Raw genomic sequence first — 20,325 nt, forward strand, 5'->3', positions numbered from 1 at the left:
GACTCCCAGCTCTTCAGAAAGCCACCGCTGCGCCCCTAGTGTGGCCGCCGGACGACAGGCCGGGCGTCTCACCTGCGGGTGACGGGCCGGGCCTCGCGTGGCGCGGCAGGGGGCGTCGCCGACACGATGGTGTCGTCACCGGCAGGCTGAAGGGATCAGGGATGTTCCGCAAGGTGCTGGTCGCCAACCGTGGAGAGATCGCGATTCGCGCGTTCCGCGCCGGCTATGAGCTGGGCGCGAGGACCGTCGCCGTCTTCCCGTACGAGGACCGCAACTCGCTGCACCGGCTGAAAGCCGACGAGGCGTACGAGATCGGCGAGCCGGGGCACCCGGTGCGGGCGTACCTGTCGGTCGAGGAGATCGTCCGCGCGGCACGCCTGGCGGGAGCCGACGCCGTCTACCCGGGCTACGGATTCCTGTCCGAGAACCCGGAGCTGGCCCGCGCGTGCGAGGAGGCCGGCATCACGTTCGTCGGCCCGAGCGCGCAGACCCTGGAGCTGACCGGCAACAAGGCGCGCGCGGTGGCGGCCGCCCGGGAGGCGGGGGTGCCGGTGCTCGGATCCTCGGCACCCTCCACGGACGTGGACGAACTGGTCCGCGCCGCCGAGGACATCGGCTTCCCGGTGTTCGTCAAGGCGGTGGCCGGCGGTGGCGGGCGCGGCATGCGGCGGGTCGAGGACCCCGCCCTGCTGCGCGAGTCCATCGAGGCGGCGTCCCGTGAGGCGGCGTCCGCGTTCGGCGACTCCACCGTCTTCCTGGAGAAGGCCGTCGTCGAGCCGCGCCACATCGAGGTGCAGATCCTCGCCGACGGGCAGGGAAACGTCATCCACCTCTTCGAGCGCGACTGCTCGGTACAGCGCCGCCACCAGAAGGTGATCGAACTCGCCCCCGCCCCCAACCTCGACCCGGAGCTGCGCGAGCGGATCTGCGCCGACGCCGTGCGGTTCGCCCGGCAGATCGGCTACCGCAACGCGGGCACCGTGGAGTTCCTGCTCGACCGCGACGGCAACCACGTCTTCATCGAGATGAACCCGCGCATCCAGGTCGAGCACACGGTGACCGAGGAGGTCACCGACGTCGACCTCGTCCAGTCGCAGATGCGGATCGCCGCCGGTGAGACGCTGGCCGACCTCGGGCTCGCCCAGGACACCGTCTACCTGCGCGGCGCCGCCCTCCAGTGCCGGATCACCACCGAGGACCCGGCGAACGGCTTCCGCCCGGATACCGGCCGGATCAGCGCCTACCGCTCGCCCGGCGGCTCGGGCATCCGCCTCGACGGCGGAACCACCCACGCCGGTACGGAGATCAGCGCCCACTTCGACTCCATGCTGGTCAAACTCACCTGCCGGGGCCGGAACTTCACCACCGCGGTCAAGCGCGCCCGGCGCGCCGTGGCCGAGTTCCGCATCCGCGGTGTGGCCACCAACATCCCCTTCCTGCAAGCGGTGCTGGACGACCCGGACTTCCAGGCCGGGCGGGTCACCACGTCGTTCATCGAGCAGAGGCCCCACCTGCTCACCGCCCGCCACTCCGCCGACCGCGGCACCAAGCTGCTCACCTACCTGGCCGACGTCACGGTGAACAAGCCGCACGGCGAGCGTCCCGACCTGATCGACCCCTCCACCAAGTTGCCCCGTCCCGAGGGCACCGAGCCGCCCGCCGGCTCCAAGCAGCAGCTGACCCACCTCGGTCCGGAGGGCTTCGCCCGCTGGCTGCGCGCGTCGCCCACCATCGGCGTCACCGACACCACGTTCCGCGACGCCCACCAGTCGCTGCTCGCCACCCGTGTCCGTACCAAGGACATGCTCGCTGTCGCGCCGGTGGTGGCGCGGACCCTGCCGCAGCTGCTGTCCCTGGAGTGCTGGGGCGGCGCCACGTACGACGTGGCCCTGCGCTTCCTCGCCGAGGACCCGTGGGAGCGCCTGGCCGGGCTCCGGGAAGCCGTACCGAACATCTGCCTCCAGATGCTGCTGCGCGGACGCAACACCGTCGGCTACACCCCGTACCCGACGGAGGTGACCGACGCGTTCGTCCAGGAGGCCGCGGCCACCGGAATCGACATCTTCCGCATCTTCGACGCGCTCAACGACGTCGGCCAGATGCGACCCGCCATCGACGCCGTACGCGAGACCGGGACGGCCGTCGCCGAGGTCGCCCTCTGCTACACCTCGGACCTGTCCGACCCGTCGGAGCGCCTGTACACGCTCGACTACTACCTCCGCCTCGCCCAGCAGATCGTGGAGGCGGGCGCACACGTCCTGGCCGTCAAGGACATGGCGGGCCTGCTGCGCGCCCCGGCCGCCGCGAAGCTGGTGTCGGCGCTGCGCCGCGAGTTCGACCTCCCCGTCCACATCCACACCCACGACACCGCGGGCGGCCAGCTCGCCACCTACCTCGCCGCGATCCAGGCCGGCGCGGACGCCGTGGACGGCGCGGTGGCCTCCATGGCGGGCACCACCTCGCAGCCTTCGCTGTCGGCGATCGTCGCCGCCACCGACCACTCCGAGCGGCCCACCGGCCTCGACCTCCAGGCCGTCGGCGACCTGGAGCCGTACTGGGAGAGCGTCCGCAAGATCTACGCGCCCTTCGAAGCGGGCCTCGCCTCGCCCACCGGGCGCGTCTACCACCACGAGATCCCCGGCGGCCAGCTCTCCAACCTGCGCACCCAGGCCATCGCGCTCGGCCTCGGCGACCGCTTCGAGGACATCGAGGCCATGTACGCCGCCGCCGACCGCATGCTCGGCCGCCTGGTCAAGGTCACCCCGTCGTCGAAGGTGGTGGGCGACCTCGCCCTGCACCTGGTGGGCGCCGGCGTGAAGCCCGAGGACTTCGAGGCCGCGCCGAACTCGTACGACATCCCCGACTCCGTCATCGGCTTCCTGCGCGGAGAGCTGGGCAACCCGCCCGGCGGCTGGCCGGAGCCTTTCCGCAGCAAGGCACTGGAGGGCCGCGCCGAGCCCAAGCCCACGCAGGAGCTGACCGCCGAGGACCGGGACGGGCTGGAGAAGGACCGGCGCGCCACGCTCAACCGGCTGCTGTTCCCCGGCCCAACCCGCGAGTTCGACAGCCACCGCCAGACCTACGGCGACACCAGCGTCCTCGACAGCAAGGACTTCTTCTACGGGCTGCGCCCCGGCAAGGAGTACGCCGTCGACCTGGAACCCGGCGTCCGGCTCCTCATGGGTCTCGAAGCCATCGGCGAGGCCGACGAACGCGGCATGCGCACCGTGATGTCCACCCTCAACGGCCAGCTGCGGCCGATCCAGGTGCGAGACACCGCGGCGGCCTCCGACGTCCCGGTGACGGAGAAGGCCGACCGGTCCAACTCCGGCCATGTCGCGGCGCCGTTCGCCGGTGTGGTCACGCTCGCGGTCGCGGAGGGCGACCAGGTCGCGGCCGGCGCCACGGTGGCGACCATCGAGGCGATGAAGATGGAGGCCGCGATCACCGCCCCGAGGGCCGGAACGGTCTCACGGCTGGCCATCAACAAGATCCAGCAGGTGGAGGGCGGCGACCTCCTCGTCGAGCTCGCCTGAGCCTCAGGCGCCCTGGTCGGTGTGCGGCAGGTCCAGCAGGGCCCGCAGGGGCGCCGACGCGTGCGGGCCCGCCCGCCAGATCAGCGCCTTGGCGCAGGGGATCCGGGGCGTCACCGGAACGACGGTGACCCTCGGGTCCCGGGTGATGCCCCGGACCGCGCCCGCCGCGAGGGCGATGCCGACGCCGGCGGCGACGAGTTCGAGTTGCAGCGCGACGTGGTTGGTGGCGTAGGCGGGCCGGAAGGGCACCCCGGCCTCCTCGAATGCCGTCCGCAGACGCGGGTAAAGACCGCTGTCCGGGCCGTAGGTGATCAACGGCGTCGTGGCGAACTCGTCCAGGGCCAGTGACGCCTGCCCCGCCTGCGGCCGGCCGTCGGCGACCAGTGCCACGATCTCGTCGCGCACGAGGACCCGGTGCCCGAACCCCGGATCCAGACCCTCCGGCGGTACGGCCACGAACACCGCGTCCAGCGACCCCTGCCGCACCTGGGGAACCAGATGGGCACTCGAGATTCGAGCGGAGCGACGACCGGGTGATCATCCAGATCTCCACGCAGGGCGGCCGCTCGACCGGTACGAAGCAGTGGCTCTACGCGGCGATCGCCGCCTCGCTGGAGCGGGTCGGTGTGTCCGGAGAGGACGTCTTCATCGGGTACGTGGAGAACACCGCCGCCGACTGGTCCTTCGGTTTCGGCCGCGCCCAGTACGTCGAGGGGGACCTGCGGATCCCGGCCGCGGCGGCCGGGCACTGACGGACCGCGAGTGGCTCAGCCCACGAGAGGCAGGCCACTCGCGGTCCGTCGCGGTTTCACGGTCGCTCCGCGTCGCGGCGCGCCTGTCCTCGGCGGCGGAGCAGCAGGAGGCCGCCGGCGACGGCGGTGATGCCGCTCGCGGCGGTCCACAGGGGGATGTCCGAGGAGCCGGTTGAGGCCAGGTCGCCGTCGCTCCCGCCGCCCTGAGCGTTCGCGCCGGAGGACCGTCCCGCGGACGCCTTGGACGAGCCGGACGAGCCGGACGATCCCGATGTGCCGGACTCGGCGGCCGACGCCGACGGGGAAGCCGACGCCTCGGCCGCGGTCGCCTTGTCGCGGGTGAACGCCAGCGTGCCGAAGCCGAGTTGGTCGTATCCGCCGCTGTTCGGACCGTAGTCGCCCCCGCCGCCCTCGGGCGCCGCCTTGGCCGCGATCCGCGTGACGTACGGCGCGGACAGCCCCCGGCGCTTGGTGTAGTGGTTGGCGATCATCGCCCAGATCGGGCGCGTCATGTTCGGGTCCACACCGGCGGCTTCGCTCGCGGTCTCCGAGCCCGACCAGCCGTTGATCGCGCCCTTCGCGCGGGTGTTCGCCGTGTACGGCACGTCTCCGCCGAGGCTCCACTTGGCGACGTACTGGGCACCCTTGAGGAAGCGGTTGTCGTCGTAGCCGTACAGGTCCATGCCCTGGTTCCAGGCCATCTCGCAGAAGGTGCCCATCAGGCCGACGCCCAGCAGGGCGTGTCCCTGGTCGCGGCCGGCCTCCAGCCACTCGGCGAGGCCGTCGGAGTGCACGACGGGGATGGCCTTCCTGATGGAGCCGAGGCCCTCGCCGTGCTTGAAGTACTCGACGGCGGTGTCGACCCTGGCCCGGTCGTCGCAGAGGATGCCGACGGCGAGGACGCAGGCCATGGCCGTCAGGTCCCAGTTGGTCCAGTAGTTGGTGATGACGGCGCCGTTGTGGTTCTTCAGGAAGTCCTCGCTGAGCGGGGCGAAGACGCCCCGCATCATCCTCTGGAAGCGAGGCAGGTCGAAGCCGTCGTGGTCGCGGACGAGTTCGGCCGCGTTGGCGAACTGGTAGCCGTAGAGGCCCGCCGCGAGGAAGCGGTCCGCGGAGCCCTCCAGAGAAGTCAGCTTCCCTGACCAGGCGTTGAGGATGGACACGGCGGTGTCCGCGTGCGCGCTCTCACCGGTGACGTGCCAGCGCAGCGCGTTCTGGTAGGCCGCATGGATGTCGTTGTAGAGGATCGCGTAGTTCTGCGGCGAGCCCGCGCCCCGGTAGACCGTGCTCTGGGGGTTGGGTCTCCAGGTGCTCTGCGCGTGGCGGTTGGCGGTGAGCTTCTCGAAGCCCGCCGTGTACGGGGAGGCCCCCGCCTTCACCTTGGCGGCCATGCGCTTCAGGTCGGCCGTGGTGTGGAGCATCCCGGGATGCGCGAACGTCGCGCCGGCCGCCGTCGCCGGGGCGGCGGCCAGGCCCGTGCCGATACCGGTACCGACCGCGCCGGTCGCCGCACCCGCTGCCTTGAGCATGCTGCGCCGACTGATCCGATGGTTCACTGCGTCGTTCCTCGGCTCTCGTGGGGGACGGTGCCTACGCACGGGAGACGGCCGAGGGGCCGGGCGATAACAAAAAGCTCGCGGTGCCCGGGAGAGGCGGCCGGGCGGTCTTGACGGTCCTCCATCAGGCGACTTATCGTCACCCGGACACATCTGGACAGGTAGGTCGACGATGGCGGACTTCCCCGAGAACAGCCCCACTGGCCGGCAGCTCCAGATGGAGACGCACGGTCTCGACGTCATCCGCGACGCGGAGCGCAAGGGCACACCGCGCACGCTTTTTTGGCCCTGGTTCGGGGCGAACGTCTCTGTTCTCGGCCTGAGTTACGGCGCCTTCGCCCTCGGCTTCGGCATCTCCTTCTGGCAGGCACTGGCCGCCGGGGTGACCGGCGTCGTCTTCTCGTTCCTGCTGTGCGGCTTCGTCGCCGTGGCCGGCAAGCGCGGCTCGGCGCCGACCATGGTGCTCAGCCGTGCCGCGTACGGGGTGCGCGGGAACCGGCTGCCCGCGCTCGTCTCGTGGATGCTCACGGTCGGCTGGGAGACGGTGCTCTGCGCGCTCGCGACGATGGCAACCGCCACCGTCTTCGGACGGCTCGGTCTCGGTGGCGGGACCGAGACCAAGGCGGTCGCGCTCGTGCTGGTGGGCGCGCTGGTCGTGGTCGTCGGCGTGATGGGCTTCGACCTGATCATGCGCCTGCAGACGGTGATCACCGTGGTCACCGGTGTGCTGACCGTCGTCTACATCGCGCTCGTCGTCGACGACATCCACTGGGCCACCGTCAGCGCCGTACCGTCCGGCTCGGCCCAGGAGTTCATCGGCGCCCTCGTCTTCATGATGACCGGCTTCGGCCTGGGCTGGGTCAACGCGGCCGCGGACTACTCCCGTTATCTGCCGCGCACCTCCTCCGGCCGGGGTGTGATCGGCTGGACCGCCTTCGGCGCGTCTCTCGCCCCGCTGCTCCTCCTGGTGTTCGGCCTGCTGCTGGCGGGCTCCTCCACCCGGCTGGGCGCCGCGGTCGCCGCCGACCCGATCGGTGCCCTGACCACGATCCTGCCCACCTGGTTCCTCGTCCCCTTCGCGGCGGTCGCCGTGCTCGGCCTGGTCGGAGGCGCGGTCCTCGACATCTACTCCTCCGGCCTCGCCCTCCTCGCAGCGGGCCTGAAGGTGCCGCGCCCTGTGGCCGCCCTCGCCGACGGCGTCCTGATGATCGCGGGCTCCGTCTACGTCGTGTTCGTGGCCGACGACTTCCTCGGCCCGTTCATGGGCTTCCTGACCACGCTGGGCGTGCCCATCGCCGCGTGGTGCGGTGTCATGCTCGCCGACCTCGCGCTGCGCCGCCGCGACTACGACGAGGCCGACCTGTTCCGCACGGACGGACGCTACGGCGACATCCCCGCACGCCCCCTGCTGCTCACCCTCGCCGCCACCGCGCTCGGCTGGGGCCTGGTCACCAACACGACGGCCGGCTGGCTGCAGTGGCAGGGGTACCTGCTCGGTCCGTTCGGCCTCGGCGGCAGGACCGGTGCCTGGGCCTACGCCAACCTGGGCGTCCTGGCCGCGCTGGTGACCGGCTTCCTCGGCACGCTGCTGCTCGCGCCCGCCCGCGTCCGGGCGCAGGAGCGGCGCCAGCACGCGACGGCCGGGCGGGAGACACTCGACGCATGAGCACCGGACAGCCGGCGGTACGCGGTCTGCTCGCCGTCATCGACATGCAGCGCGTCTTCGCCGACCCCGGCAGCCCGTGGGCGACGCCGCGCTTCGACGAGGCCGCCGAGGGCGTACGGCGCCTGCTGCCGGCGTTCGGCGACCGCGTCACCTTCACCCGCTTCCTCGCCCCGGAGGAACCCGAGGGCGCCTGGCGGGCGTACTACGACCGGTGGCCCTTCGCGCTCCAGCCGCCCCGGGCCCGCGCCTGGGAACTGACGGACGCGTTCGCGGGGCAGACGCGGGACGTCGTCGACGCCACCACCTTCGGCAAGTGGGGGCCCGACCTGGCCGAACGCGTGGGCCGGGACGGGAGGCTGGTCCTGGCCGGAGTCAGCACCGACTGCTGCGTGCTGTCCACCGCGCTCGCCGCCGCCGACGCGGGAGTCGAGGTGCTGGTCGTCGCCGACGCGTGCGCGGGCGCGAACGACGACTCGCACGCCAGGGCCCTGCACCTGATGGACCTGTACCGGCCGCTGGTCCGGGTCGTGACCGTGGAGGACGTGCTCGGTCAGTCCCGGCCGGTACCCCGGTAGAGGTCCAGCTCGCCCTCCAGCTCGACGGCCAGCACGGTCGCGTACGGGTCCAGGTCCGCCTCCGCCGGCGCGTCGATCCACGTCACCCCCGGCACCGCGTCCAGCCCGCCGATGACCCGGTGGCCCAGCTCGGTGCCCGTGCCCAGGACCGTGACCCGCTCGACGCGGTTGCGCAGCCCGCGCACCGAGAGCTCTTCGCGCGGCACGTCGAAGCAGGTCAGGTACAGGGTGCGCCGATCGGCGGACAAGGTGCTCGGCCCGTAGTGGTGCCCGGCGGGCAGCCCGGCGACCGTCCCGTACACGGCCTCCGCGTGACGCCCGATCCACGCGCCGAGTGCCTCCAGCCGTTCGACCTGCTCGGCGGGGATCGTCCCGTCCTCCTTCGGCCCGACGTCGAGCAGCAGATTGCCGCCCATGCCGATCGTCTCCGCGAAGTAACGCACCAGCTGGCGCACCGACTTGTAGTTGTGGTCCTGGTGCTGGAAACCCCACGAGTCGTTGATCGTCAGGCACAGTTCCCACGGCCCGTCCGGCGCCTGGAGCGGCACGCCCTGCTCGGGGGTGGAGTAGTCGCCGTGGCTGAGCATGCGGGCGTTGAGGACGGCCTTGGGGTTCTCCGCGAGGATGAGCTCGGCGAGCTCACGGATCCGCCACTGCTCCTCGGTGCGCTCCCACTCGCCGTCGAACCACAGCAGGTCGGGGCTGAACCGCCGGAGCAGTTCGCCCACTTGGCCGTCGCGGTACGCCAGGTAGCGCTCCCAGGCCTCCGGGTCCTCCTCACCCGCCTCGGCGTGGGAGTACGGATTGGCGTCGTTGCCGCCCGGATAGGTCTCCGGCCACTCGTCGATCCCGGGGTGGCGCAGGCTCGCGTAGTCGGGGTGGTTCCAGTCGGAGTGCGAGTAGTACAGGCCCACCTTGAGGTCCTGCTCACGCAGCGCCTCCACGTAGGGGGCGATCAGGTCGCGGCCGGCGGGGGTGCGCCGGACGACGCTCAGGTCGCCGTGCGCGGTGTCCCACAGGGCGACCCCGTCGTGGTGCCGCGCCGTCAGCACCGCGTACCTGGCGCCCGCGCGGGCGAACAGCTCCGCCCAGCCGCGCGGGTCGTACTGGGACGCGGTGAAGCCGTCGAGCTGCTTCATGTACCGCTCGTGAGGGACCTCGCCCCAGTAGAAGGACCAGGACTCCGGTACCCCCTCCACGGCGTAGATGCCCCAGTGGATGAAGATGCCCAGCTTGGCGTCGGTGAACCAGGATTGCATCGGCATGCGCCCACGCTAGGCGCGGCCGTGCGGTGGACGCGTGGGCACGGGTCACCACTGCTGGTCGGTTTTCACCTTCTCGCGCGGCTCGGGGCCCGTGTGGAGCGCAGACTCCTCGTGCCCTGCCCCCCATACGCGGGCGCCGTGGGAAGGCCACGGGCTGGACCGGCCGACGGACTGGCGTGTTGTCCTTGGGCGTCGGCGGTGTGGCCGACGCGAGCGGGCGGGTCCCGCAGAGGCGTTCAACGGTCTCGCCGACGCCGAGCCCGTACGAACGGAGCGTATGGGCGCTGTCGAGCGGTCGAGGATGGCGTACGCCTTTCACTCGTCGCCGACGTGGGAGATACGGTCGTCGCCGAGCCGGCGCTGGACAGTCTGGAGCAGTACCCGCAGCAACTCGGTGAGCTGGTGCTGTTGCTCGCCCGTCAGGCCGCCGATCAGCTCTGCCTCCCGTCCCAGAACGTGGTCGACGGTGCTCTCGACCAGGTCGTGCCCGGCCTGGGTCAGGGACACCAGGACCGTGCGCGGCCGCCCCTGGCCGGGTTGGCGGATGACGAGCCCGTCGTGTTCGGCGCGGGCGACGCGTTGCGAGATGGCGCCCGCGGTGACCAGTGACCGCCTGCCGAGTTCGCGTGTGCTCAGCGTGTACGGAGCGCCGCTTCGCCGCAGGACACTCAGCAGGTCGAGGGTCGCGGCATCGATCCCGGCCCGCGCGAGGACCCGCCGCCGGTCGTCGCCGAGCAGCTTCGCCAGTCGCCAGATGGGCGTGACGATCCCGATCGACGCGACGGGCGTGCCGGGCCGCTCTCGCTCCCAGGCGGCCGCGATGTCCTGCACGGGGTACGTGGACGCGCCGTCCGTCGGGTAGCTCATGCCCTTCGGCGTGAGGGGTTCATTTGCCATGCCAACCCTCTCCCATGTTACGTTTAGCTCTAAATTTAGACCTGAATCGAGGAGCTTCATCTTATGCCACGCACCATCCTGGTCACCGGCGGCGGCACGGGCATCGGCCGCGCCATCGCCCGCCACTTCGCCGACCAGAAAGACACCGTCATCGTCACCGGCCGTCGCCCCGGCCCCCTCGACGAGCTCGCGGCCGACATCGGGGCCCGTCCCCTGATCTGCGACCACACCGACCCCGAAGCCCTCCTGCGGCTCGTCGCCGAACTTCCCGAGCGCGTGGACGTACTGGTCAACAACGCGGGAGGCAACGTCGTGTTCGACGCCGACGGCAAGACCGATCTCGCCTCCTACGCCCGCGACTTCCGCGCCAATCTCGACGCGAACCTCGTCAGCGCCGCCCTCACCACCAGGGCCCTCGGCGACCGCCTCGCCCCGGGGGGCGCGGTAGTACACCTCGGCTCCATCGCGGCCGACCAGGGGGCCGACTCGTACGGCGCATCCAAGGCGGGCCTCGCCACCTGGAACCTGAGCCTTGCCGACGAGCTCGGACCCCGCGACATCACCGCCAACGTGGTGTCGCCCGGCTACGTCACCGACACCGAGTTCTTCCGCGACCAGCTCTCCGACGAGCGCCGTGCCACCCTGATCGACGCCACCGCCACCGGCCGTCCCGGCACCCCGGCCGACATCGCCGGCGCGGTCGCCTTTCTCGCGTCTCCGGCCGCCCGCCACATCACGGGCCAGGTCCTCAACGTCAACGGCGGCGCCTACAAGACCCGATAGCCGTACAAGACCCGATAGCCGTACTGCCGGTGGTGGCCCTGTGACACCTCAACGCGTAGGACACGGGCATGTGGGAACTGTGGCACCGACGAGGACAGCCGCACCGTCCACCCGGTGGGTGACGACGTACGCGGTGCCGGTGGCGGTTCGATGTGGAGCCGGCCGCTGACCTGCTGAGCCAAGAGCGAACCCTGAGCCATGGCACAGGATTGCCCCTGGCCTGGCCGGGTACGCGAGGGGAGTTGCGCCCGGGACGGACGGTGTCCTGGGCTGCCCGTCCGCCACTACCCGGGGATCTGCCATGGACACACCCTCGAACGACAACACCGCGCCCCAGGCCGTGACACCGGCGCAGGAGGCGCTGACCACGCTCGCCCTCCACACCGGGGACCCGGGTGCGTACGACACGCTGGCCGAGTCGGACGTGCTGGTCCCGGTGCCGGACGACGCCAGCGAGGAGGACGCCTACGACCCGACGGCGGTGGCGCTTCCGGTGCTGGAGCAGGCAGGTGGAGAGCAGGTCGTCCCCGTGTTCACCTCCGAGGTGGAGATGGCCGATCTGCTGCCGTTCGTGTCGCGCTACCGCCTGGTGCCCCTCGGGGCCCTCGCCTCGCAGTGGCCGGACACGGACCTGTCGCTGACCATAGACGCCAGCTCGCCCCACGGTCTGACCCTCGACTCCGAGGGCGTACGCACCCTGCTGGCGAGGCCGCAGGGCTGAGCCACCCCTTCCGGCGGCCGGGTCCGCCCGGCCGCCGCGTCACGCGAGCTTTCGGAGGGCCTTACGAGGCTGTCTGGTCCCGCAACATGCGCGACAGAACGGCCCGTTGGAGGGGCAGAACCTCCGCGTGCAGGTCGCGGCCCTTCTGAGTGAGGAGGACCCACACCCCGCGCCGGTCCTCCTGGCAGACCGAGCGCTCCACGAGGCCGTCCTTCTCCAGGCGGCCGATCAGACGGGACAGCGCGCTCTGGCTGAGGTGGACCCGGTCGGCGATGTTCTGCACACGGCACTGCTCACCGGTGTGCGCGACCGCGCCCGAGGCGAGGATGTCGAGCACCTCGAAGTCACTGGCGCCGAGACCGTGCGGATGCAGCGCGCGGTCGATCTCGCACATCGTGCGCGCGTGGACCGACAGGATGTCCCGCCACCGCTCCTCAAGCGGGGCGTCGGCCGTGTTCGCTGCCATATCTGCACGGTAACAGACCTGTGAAGGCTTGTTACCTGTGCATTTACTGCAGGCGCATCCTTTCGCCGCGTCACTCCGCGGGAGCGTTCTGCACGAGCCCGATCAGGTTGCCGTCCGCGTCCTTCACCGAGGCGATCAGCTTGCCGCCGCCCACGTCGTGCACGTCCTGCAGGGTCTCGGCTCCGGCGCCGAGAAGGGCCGCCAGGGTGGACCTGATGTCGGTGACGTGCCAGTACGGCACCGGTCCCGTCATGCCCTTGGCGTGCCCGTGCGGGTCCAGGCCGACGTCCTGTCCGGCGTCCTTGAAGCCGACGTAGTACGCCGAGTCCGCGTAAGGCTCGGTGCCGAGCAGCTCGCTGAACAGGGCTTTCGCCCGGTCGAGGTCCTTGACGGGGTAGATGACGGTCGTGAGGCCGCGGGTCATGGCGTACTCCTCGCGTGGTCCCGTCCTCCCGACGGAAGGTGTCGTGCGGCGACGGGATGTGTCGTGTACCGACGGGATTCGCCGGCAGTTCCACGCTAGGGCGGGGGAGCGGTGCCCGCTTCTTCGAGCGCGGCCGGGCCGAAGCGCGCGAGTTCGCGGATTCTTGCAGTGGCCAACCGCTGAACCCGCGCGTTGTCCCCTGGTTGGGGACAGGAACGGGGGGTTCGTCCGTGCTTGCAGAGGGTGAGGCTGCTGTCCGAGCCGTGGGGATCGGCGGCGTGCGGCGGACACGGAGAGATGCTCGCCCGCGGGGCGCGGTAACCGGCGAAGACGTTGGCCCGCCGATCTTCGACACGGGCGACGGCAACCGGTGGCTCAACATGACGAGAAACCGACGAAACGGGTCTCCGCAGGTGACGGGAGGCACCGCAGGGGGCCCGTTTCTCATTCGGTTGGCGTGGGCCAGCTGGAAGGTGAGCGGGATCGTCTGTGCCGCGATGCCGCGCATACGGCGGGAGCCCGCGGATTCGATGCCCTCGGACAGTGGGTTCTTGGCGTAGCCGTTGTAGCCCTAGCCCTCGACGCTGTTGCGAAGCCGGAAGTAGACCCGCTGCCATTCCGGGCTGCCGTAGTCCAGAGCCTGCCACTGCTTGGCGCCGGCCTCGGGCCCGCTCAAGGTCTGCCGCCGGCGCACGATCAGCTCTCGAGGCGTTTACTGTGTGAGGAAGGGCTCAGAGCTGGATGACGTGGCCCTTTGGAGTCCAAGTGCCCAGGGGCTTGGTCTTGCGGCGGCGGGTGGGCCGTCGGCGGGGCCGCTCGTCGCCCAGGGAGTTTTGGCGACGCCGACAGGAGAGACGAAGCCGCCGACTGGCGGTCCTCGAAACCTGGCGATCCTTTGCGCCACCATGGCTGGGACCGATCGAGTCGTCGGTTGTTTCTTGCAGGGGCAGAGGGCGCGTATGGACATTCGGCAGCTGGAGTACTTCCTTGCGATTGTCGATCGTGGGGGGTTCAACCGTGCGGCGTCGGCTCTGTACGTGTCGCAGCCGTCGCTGTCGCAGGCCGTGCGGGCGCTGGAGCGTGATCTGGGCTCGGAGCTGTTCCATCGCATCGGGCGCGGGGCGGTGCTGACGGAGGCGGGAAGGGCCCTGATCGAGCCTGCCCGGGAGGCCGTGCGGAGTCTGGAGACGGCGCGGGCAAGTGTGGCGGCGGTGCATGAGCTGCGTGAGGGGCGCCTGGATGTGGCGGCGATGCCGTCGCAGGCGGTGGAGCCGCTGACGAGCATGGTCAGTGCCTTCAGCCGCCGTTATCCCGGCGTTTCCGTGGCGATCAATGCCGCGTTCACGTCGCGCGATGTGATCGACATGGTGCGCACGGGTGCGGTGGAGCTGGGGCTCCTGGCGTCCGCCGGTCCTCTTCCCGACAAGGAGGTCGTCTCCCATGCGCTGGGGCGGCAGCGTTTTGTGCTGGTGGTGCCGGCCGACGGCCCGTTCGCCGGCCGGAGGGCGGTGGAGTGCCGGGAGCTTGCGGGACAGCGGCTGATCGTCGGGCAGTCGGGTACCGGGATGCGTGCCTACGTCGACGCGTTGCGGGAACAGGGCATCGACTTCGCCGTCGCCGTCGAGACCGAGCACCGGGTGTCGCTGATGCCTCTGGTGCTGGCCGGGGTGGGGCTGGCGGTGGTCACGGATTCCTGGCGGGATCTCGCCGGGCGACTGGGCGCCCGTGTCCTGGACATCGAGCCGGAGACCACCTTGGACATCGCCCTCGTCGCCCGCCGCGGCATCATGTCGCCCGCGGCCGCCGCGTTCGTCACGGCCGCGACCTCGGCCACCGACAGGTGATAGGCCCCGCTTATAAGACAGATCCGCTTTGCGTCTTGGACGCCCCACGGACCGTCCTGCTGCAATCGACGCCATGACGACGAACCACCGGATCGCCCTGATCCCGGGCGACGGCATCGGCGCCGAGGTACTGCCCCCAGCACAGCGGGTGCTCGATGTTCTCGGCCGCCGCCACGGCTTCAGCCTGTCCTACACGTCGTACGACTGGTCGTGCGAGCGATACCTGCGGGAGGGCGCCATGATGCCGGCCGACGGGATCGACCAGCTGCGCGAGGCGGACGCGATCCTGCTGGGCGCGGTGGGATACCCCGGTGTGCCCGACCATGTCTCGCTGTGGGGGCTGCTGATCCCGATCCGGCGCAGCTTCCGCCAGTACGTCAACCTCCGGCCCATCCGTGTCTTCGAAGGCATCGACAGCCCGGTGCGCGGTGCACGGCCGGGCGACGTCGATGTCGTCGTCGTGCGCGAGAACGTGGAAGGCGAGTACAGCGAGGTCGGCGGCCGGCTCAACAGCGGCTTCCCGGACGAGATCGCCGTGCAGGAGGCCGTGTTCACCCGGGCCGGCGTCACACGCCTGCTGGACTACGCCTTCACGCTCGCCTCCCGGCGCGGCGGCCGCCTGACCTCCGCGACCAAGTCGAACGGCATCATCCACACCATGCCGTTCTGGGACCAGCTCGTCACCGAGCGGGCCGCCTCGTTCCCACAGGTCGCCTGGGACCAGGAGCACATCGACGCGCTCGCGGCCAAGTTCGTCCTCGAGCCGGCCCGCTTCGACGTCGTCGTCGCCTCCAACCTCTTCGGCGACATCCTCAGCGACCTCGCCGCCGCCGTCGCCGGATCCATCGGCATCGCCCCGGCGGCCAACCTCAATCCCGAGCGGGACTTCCCCTCGATGTTCGAGCCGGTGCACGGCTCCGCACCCGACATCGCGGGGATGGGCATCGCCAACCCGCTGGGCGCGATCTGGTCCGCGGCCATGATGCTCGACCACCTCGGCCATCCCGCCGCTGCCAGGGACATCACGGACGCGATCGCCTCGGTCCTGGCCAAGACCGATGTCCGCACCCGTGACCTGGGCGGAACCGCGACCACCGCCGAGTTCACCGACAAGCTGATCGAACTCCTCTGAGCCATCTCCGCCTGCCGCAAGGCAAAGCAAAAGCGTGGGTTGACCCGCGGGATTCCATGGCCGAAATTGGACGCCATCCAGCGGGACGAACTGGAAGAAAGGAGCGAATCATGAGCATCCCGAAGCGCGTCGCTGTGATCGGCGCCGGCAGCATGGGCAGCCAGGCCATGTGGCGACTGGCCGCCCGCGGAGCCGAGGTCATCGGCTACGACCGGTACGCGCCGGGTCATGACCGCGGCGCGGCCGGGGGCGAGAGCCGCATCTACCGGGCCGCCCACCTCGGCGAGCCCGGGTACGTTCCGCTGCTGCGGCTCGCGGACCGGATGTGGGAGCAGCTCCAGGCGGAGACGGGCCGGTCGCTGCTACGCCGCAGCGGCAGCCTCGTGATGGGAGAGAGCGCCTCACCGTCCATGCGCCTCCTCCTTTCCACCAGCGCCGCCCAGGGGCTGGACCACGAGGTGCTGGACCGGGACGAACTCGCCCGCCGCTACCCGCAACACCGGCTCCCGGACGGACACACCGCCGTCCTCGACCGGTTGGGCGCCGTCATCAGACCCGAGGCGTCCATCCAGGCCGCCGCCGCCCGCGCCGAACAGCTGGGCGCCCGGCTGCACCGCTACACCACGGTGCGCGAGGTCGTCCCCGCGGCGGGCGGCGGGGTGCGGGTCGTCACCGACCAGGGCACGGACCACGTGGACGCCGCCGTGGTGACCGTGGGCCCCTGGATCAACACCCTGCTCCCGGACCTCCCCCAGGCCATCGACGTCCGCCGGGTGATCTGCTCCTGGCACCTGCCCACCCGCCACGACTGGTTCGCGGGCGGTGCCCCTCCCTTCGTGCGCGCCACACCCCACGACTGCTTCGGGATCCCGTCGCCCGACGGCATCTCCGTCAAGCTCGGTCTCTCCTTCAAATACCATGCGCCCGTGCCCGAGCCCGAACGGCTCGACCGTACGGTCCGCCCCGAAGAACTCGGCACCTTCCGCGAGCTCATCGGTGAGCTCATGCCCGACCTGAACCCCGACCCCATCAGGATGTCGGCCTACATGGAGGGCTACACCAAGTCCGGAAACCCGCTCGTCGGCCATCTCCCCGGTGAGGACGACATCATCGTCATGGCCGGGTTCTCCGGCAGCGGCTTCAAGCTCTCGCCCGCGATGGGCGAGATCGCCGCCGGCCTGGCGCTCGACGGCGCCACGGAGCACCCCATCGACTTCCTCGCTCCCGCAGGAGTCGGCGCCACCTGACCCGGGGCGAGCGTCGACGACATCACCCCACACCCCCACACCCCCGCACCCCATCCCGACATCCCTGTCATGGGCATGCCCGAAATCGGGGTTGCCCCCAGCCAGTTCCCAGCAGCAAGAAAGTGAGCACTCCCATGCCCATTCCCTCGTTCCAGTGGCGCCCGAAGTACGTCTCGTTCGACTGCTACGGCACGCTGATCGACTGGCCGATGAACCCCATCACGCGTGAGCTCGTCGGCGACCAGATCCCGGCCGAGCACTGGGACCAGTTCGTCAAGGAGTTCCGCGGCTACCGCTACGACTCGGTCTGCGGCGAGTACAAGCCCTACGAGCAGACACTGCAGGACGCCTTCGAGGGCGTCTGCCGCAAGTGGGGCATCAAGGCCGCCCCGGACGCCGGCAAGCGGCTCGGCGACGGCGTCCGCAGCTGGGGCCCGCGCGCGGATGTGCCGGAACCGCTGAAGAAGATGGGCGAGAACTACAAGCTGGTGATCCTCTCCAACGCCGACAACTCTTTCCTCGCAGAGAGCGTGCCCCGGCTCGGCGCGGACTTCCACGCGGTCTACACCGCGGAGCAGGCCGGCTGCTACAAGCCCCGCTACGCCGCGTTCGAGTACATGCTCGACCAGCTCGACGCGTCCCCCGACGACTTCGTGCACGTCTCCTCGCACACCCGCTACGACCTGATGCCGATGCACGACATGGGCTTCCGCAACCTCGTCCTCCTGGACCGCGGCAGCGACCCCGTCACCCACGGCTACGACTACGTGACCGTCAAGTCCCTGGACGAGCTCAACACCATGCTCGGCATCTGACCCGCGACGCACAACCGTCCCGCACCGACACCTTGAAGGACCCGCAGTCCATGTCGGCGACGCCCGCGTAGAACTCGCAGTACCGGGCCGAGGCGACGTCCTCCGCCGCATCCTCGACCCGGCCGACAGCGGGGAGCACACGGTCCCCGCTGTCGGCCGGCGGGCGGATCTCCCTACGGCATGCACGGCCTCACCGTCCCCGACGCGGAACTGGCGGAACTGGCCGCCCTGGCCCTCCCGTGGGACCCCGCCACGGCCACGCACCCAACCCTGCGGCCCACAGGTCAGGGCGTCGATTCCGACGAGGCGGACAACCATCCCCAGTTCCAGTTCCGGCTGCCGCTTTCCACGTCCCCAGCCGCTCCCCTTCTCGCGGCAGGCACCACCAGGAGGCACATGATGAAAGACACCCGAATAGACCGCAGACTGTTCCTGCGCGGAATAGGCGGGGTCACGGCGGGTGTAGCCGCCGCGACCGCCCTCAGCGCCTGCGGTACCGGCACCAGCCGCTCCTCGTCCGTCAGCGGCAAGGGCGGCGGCAAGACGGTGGTCGTGCGTGACAGCGGCGGTTCCTACGGCGCGGCCCTGCAGAAGGCGATCTACACGCCGTTCACGCGGGAGACCGGCATTCAGGTCAAGGTGCTCAACCTGGACAACGCCCCGCTGCTGGCCCAGATCAAGCAGGGCCGGCCGCAGTGTGACCTCATCAACGACGCGATGGTGTCGCACACCAAGTACGTCGAACAGGACGCCCTGGAGGCGCTGGACCTCGACCGGCTCAAGAGCGTGAAGAGCGCGAAGATCCCCGAGGCCCAGATCACGGACCATGCGATCGGCCACAGCTTCTACGGCCAGTGCATCGCGTACCGCACGGACGCCTTCGGGGGCAGGAAGCCGGAGTCGTGGGCGGACTTCTTCGATACCAAGGCGTTCCAGGGCGGCAGAGCGATGTGCAGCCCGGACGGTGACCTGCCCGAGCTGGAGTTCGCGCTGCTGGCCGACGGCGTCCCCATGGACAAGCTGTACCCGCTGGACGTTGACCGCGCCTTCAAGGTGCTGACCGAACTGCGCTCGGACATCAAGAAGTTCTGGGACAGCGGCCCGCTCCCCGGTGTGCTGCTCAGCCGCCAGGAGGTGACGATGTCCACTGTCTGGGACGGCCGGATCGCCGATCTGCAGAAGCAGGGTGTCCCGGTGGAGCGGCAGCTCAACGGCATGCGCCGCCAGTTCTCGGGCTACGCCATCGCCAAGGGCGCGGCCCACGTGGACAACGCCTACAAGCTGATGGACTTCTCGCTGCGCGCGGAGAGCCAGGCCGCCCTGGCGAAGGCGTTCCCGTCGAACCCGTCGTCCCCGGTGGCCTACGCCAAGCTCACCGAGGACGAGCGCAACGCACTCGCCGGTGCGCCCAAGTACTACGACAAGGGTTTCGACGCGGATGTCGACTGGTGGCTGAAGAACGAATCGGCTGTCACCAAGCGCTGGCTGGAGTGGGCTCGTGGCTGAATTCGGTGTTGCCACACCGTCTGTCAAGGCGGCCGGCGGCAAACCGGCCACCGCGACCGGAAAGTCTTTGTCGGTGGTGGCCCTGCGCAAGACCTACGGCGATGTGGTCGCTGTCGACGAGGCGTCGATGGAGATCGCGGCCGGGGAGTTCGTCACCTTCCTCGGCTCGTCCGGGTCGGGCAAGACGACGACGCTGATGATGATCGCCGGGTTCTGCGAACCCGATTCCGGCACCATCACCGTCGGGGACCGTGACGTCACCCGCCTCGCCCCGCAGAAGCGGGGCCTGGGCTTCGTCTTCCAGCAGTACCTGCTCTTCCCCCACATGAGCGTCAGCGAGAACGTCGCCTTCCCGCTCACCCTGCGCGGCGTGCCGAAGGACGAGATCCGCCGGCGGGTGGGGGAGACGCTGGAGATCGCGGGCCTGTCCGGGTTCGGCAACCGCAAGCCGCGCGAGCTGTCGGGCGGCCAGCAGCAGCGCGTCGCCCTGTGCCGGGCCCTGGTCTACCGCCCGCCGGTCATCCTGATGGACGAGCCGCTGGGCGCGCTGGACAAGAAGCTGCGCGACCAGCTCCAGGTCGAGATCAAGACCATCCAGCAGGAACTCGGCCTGACCGTCATCTATGTGACGCACGATCAGGAAGAGGCGCTGGTCATGTCGGACCGGATCGCGGTGATGCGCAACGGCCTGATCGAGCAGTTCGACACCCCGAGGGAGCTGTTCGAGCGGCCGAGGACTCCGTTCGTGGCGGACTTCCTGGGGGCGGCCAACTTCCTGCCCGGCCGGGTGGAGAAGCAGGACGGCGAGCGCACCCTGGTCCGCCTCGATGCCAGTGGCGGCCTGATCAAGGCGCGCCGCCACGACCTCGCCTCCGGCGCCCAGGTCAAGGTCGCCGTCCAGCCGGGCCGGCTGCGGGCCTGTGCCACCGACGACGGGTTCTGTACCGGCACGGTGGAGACCGCCACCTATGTGGGCACCCTGGTCCGCGCCGGGGTGCGCGTCGACGGCAAGGACGCGCCGCTGCTGCGGCTGGAAGTCCCGGCCGGGCGTGGCCCTGTCGCTGGTGAGCGGGTCGGGATCACCGCCGACTCCGACGACGTCAACCTCTTCTCCGTCACTGCCGAACAGGGAGGGTGAGC

The 20,325-nt window shown here is 70.5% G+C and carries 18 protein-coding genes; 12 read left to right on the top strand and 6 right to left on the bottom strand.

The window, feature by feature from the left end; all coding sequences use genetic code 11:
- Nucleotides 1-161 precede the first annotated feature (161 nt).
- Nucleotides 162-3,536 carry a pyruvate carboxylase gene (locus ACZ49J_RS20340; RefSeq protein ID WP_467449717.1) on the top strand — a complete coding sequence of 1,125 codons (3,375 nt, stop codon included), beginning with the start codon at nucleotides 162-164 and terminating at the stop codon, nucleotides 3,534-3,536.
- A gap of 3 nt (nucleotides 3,537-3,539) precedes the next feature.
- Here ACZ49J_RS20340 and ACZ49J_RS20345 read toward each other — a convergent pair whose 3' ends face one another.
- Nucleotides 3,540-4,034 (bottom strand): LysR family transcriptional regulator substrate-binding protein, encoded by a 495-nt coding sequence (locus tag ACZ49J_RS20345; protein WP_467449786.1) that lies wholly within the window; start codon nucleotides 4,032-4,034, stop codon nucleotides 3,540-3,542.
- Between ACZ49J_RS20345 and ACZ49J_RS20350 the strand changes: the two genes are divergently transcribed.
- Nucleotides 3,920-4,288, top strand: a complete 369-nt coding sequence (locus ACZ49J_RS20350) for a tautomerase family protein (protein ID WP_467449718.1) — start codon at nucleotides 3,920-3,922, stop codon at nucleotides 4,286-4,288. The two genes, ACZ49J_RS20345 and ACZ49J_RS20350, sit on opposite strands and share 115 nt — an antisense overlap.
- A gap of 56 nt (nucleotides 4,289-4,344) precedes the next feature.
- Here the strand turns inward: ACZ49J_RS20350 and ACZ49J_RS20355 are convergent, their stop codons facing one another.
- Nucleotides 4,345-5,817, bottom strand: coding sequence for an alginate lyase family protein (locus ACZ49J_RS20355; protein ID WP_467449789.1), 1,473 nt, complete (start codon nucleotides 5,815-5,817; stop codon nucleotides 4,345-4,347).
- Nucleotides 5,818-6,016: 199 nt separating this feature from the next.
- Here ACZ49J_RS20355 and ACZ49J_RS20360 point away from each other — a divergent pair, with 199 nt between their 5' ends.
- Both ACZ49J_RS20360 and ACZ49J_RS20365 read left to right on the top strand, forming a co-directional pair.
- Entirely contained in the window at nucleotides 6,017-7,510 is a 1,494-nt protein-coding gene (locus tag ACZ49J_RS20360) for a purine-cytosine permease family protein (protein ID WP_467449719.1), read from the top strand.
- Nucleotides 7,507-8,085: a cysteine hydrolase family protein gene (locus ACZ49J_RS20365; RefSeq protein ID WP_467449720.1), complete on the top strand. Its 579-nt coding sequence runs from the start codon at nucleotides 7,507-7,509 to the stop codon at nucleotides 8,083-8,085. Before ACZ49J_RS20360 ends, ACZ49J_RS20365 begins: the two co-directional genes overlap by 4 nt.
- Here ACZ49J_RS20365 and ACZ49J_RS20370 read toward each other — a convergent pair.
- Entirely contained in the window at nucleotides 8,061-9,350 is a 1,290-nt protein-coding gene (locus ACZ49J_RS20370) for an alpha-L-fucosidase (RefSeq protein ID WP_467449722.1), read from the bottom strand. The genes ACZ49J_RS20365 and ACZ49J_RS20370 overlap by 25 nt on opposite strands.
- A 315-nt stretch (nucleotides 9,351-9,665) precedes the next feature.
- Complete coding sequence (locus ACZ49J_RS20375; RefSeq protein WP_467449790.1) at nucleotides 9,666-10,217, bottom strand: MarR family winged helix-turn-helix transcriptional regulator; 552 nt, start codon at nucleotides 10,215-10,217, stop codon at nucleotides 9,666-9,668.
- A gap of 93 nt (nucleotides 10,218-10,310) precedes the next feature.
- Between ACZ49J_RS20375 and ACZ49J_RS20380 the strand changes: the two genes are divergently transcribed.
- The gene (locus ACZ49J_RS20380; RefSeq protein ID WP_467449723.1) at nucleotides 10,311-11,030 is read left to right on the top strand and encodes an SDR family NAD(P)-dependent oxidoreductase; all 720 of its coding nucleotides are present in this window, start codon (nucleotides 10,311-10,313) and stop codon (nucleotides 11,028-11,030) included.
- A gap of 301 nt (nucleotides 11,031-11,331) precedes the next feature.
- The gene (locus ACZ49J_RS20385; protein WP_467449724.1) at nucleotides 11,332-11,751 is read left to right on the top strand and encodes an SseB family protein; all 420 of its coding nucleotides are present in this window, start codon (nucleotides 11,332-11,334) and stop codon (nucleotides 11,749-11,751) included.
- A gap of 61 nt (nucleotides 11,752-11,812) precedes the next feature.
- Here the strand turns inward: ACZ49J_RS20385 and ACZ49J_RS20390 are convergent, their stop codons facing one another.
- A complete protein-coding gene (locus tag ACZ49J_RS20390) occupies nucleotides 11,813-12,217 on the bottom strand; it encodes a MarR family winged helix-turn-helix transcriptional regulator (protein ID WP_467449725.1) in 405 nt (134 codons plus the stop codon).
- A gap of 70 nt (nucleotides 12,218-12,287) precedes the next feature.
- Entirely contained in the window at nucleotides 12,288-12,641 is a 354-nt protein-coding gene (locus ACZ49J_RS20395; RefSeq protein ID WP_467449727.1) for a VOC family protein, read from the bottom strand.
- 959 nt (nucleotides 12,642-13,600) lie between these two features.
- Here ACZ49J_RS20395 and ACZ49J_RS20400 point away from each other — a divergent pair.
- From ACZ49J_RS20400 to ACZ49J_RS20425, 6 genes are all read left to right on the top strand, one after another.
- Complete coding sequence (locus ACZ49J_RS20400) at nucleotides 13,601-14,485, top strand: LysR family transcriptional regulator (protein ID WP_467449728.1); 885 nt, start codon at nucleotides 13,601-13,603, stop codon at nucleotides 14,483-14,485.
- A gap of 73 nt (nucleotides 14,486-14,558) precedes the next feature.
- On the top strand, nucleotides 14,559-15,617 hold the full coding sequence (locus tag ACZ49J_RS20405) for a tartrate dehydrogenase (protein WP_467449730.1): 1,059 nt from the start codon (nucleotides 14,559-14,561) through the stop codon (nucleotides 15,615-15,617).
- A gap of 110 nt (nucleotides 15,618-15,727) precedes the next feature.
- On the top strand, nucleotides 15,728-16,864 hold the full coding sequence (gene solA / locus ACZ49J_RS20410) for an N-methyl-L-tryptophan oxidase (protein ID WP_467449731.1): 1,137 nt from the start codon (nucleotides 15,728-15,730) through the stop codon (nucleotides 16,862-16,864).
- A gap of 134 nt (nucleotides 16,865-16,998) precedes the next feature.
- Complete coding sequence (locus ACZ49J_RS20415; RefSeq protein WP_467449732.1) at nucleotides 16,999-17,679, top strand: haloacid dehalogenase type II; 681 nt, start codon at nucleotides 16,999-17,001, stop codon at nucleotides 17,677-17,679.
- 399 nt (nucleotides 17,680-18,078) lie between these two features.
- Nucleotides 18,079-19,185, top strand: a complete 1,107-nt coding sequence (locus tag ACZ49J_RS20420) for an ABC transporter substrate-binding protein (protein WP_467449792.1) — start codon at nucleotides 18,079-18,081, stop codon at nucleotides 19,183-19,185.
- Complete coding sequence (locus tag ACZ49J_RS20425; protein ID WP_467449733.1) at nucleotides 19,178-20,323, top strand: ABC transporter ATP-binding protein; 1,146 nt, start codon at nucleotides 19,178-19,180, stop codon at nucleotides 20,321-20,323. Before ACZ49J_RS20420 ends, ACZ49J_RS20425 begins: the two co-directional genes overlap by 8 nt.
- Nucleotides 20,324-20,325: the final 2 nt, after the last annotated feature.

The organism is Streptomyces sp. NPDC030840, from assembly GCF_055572015.1.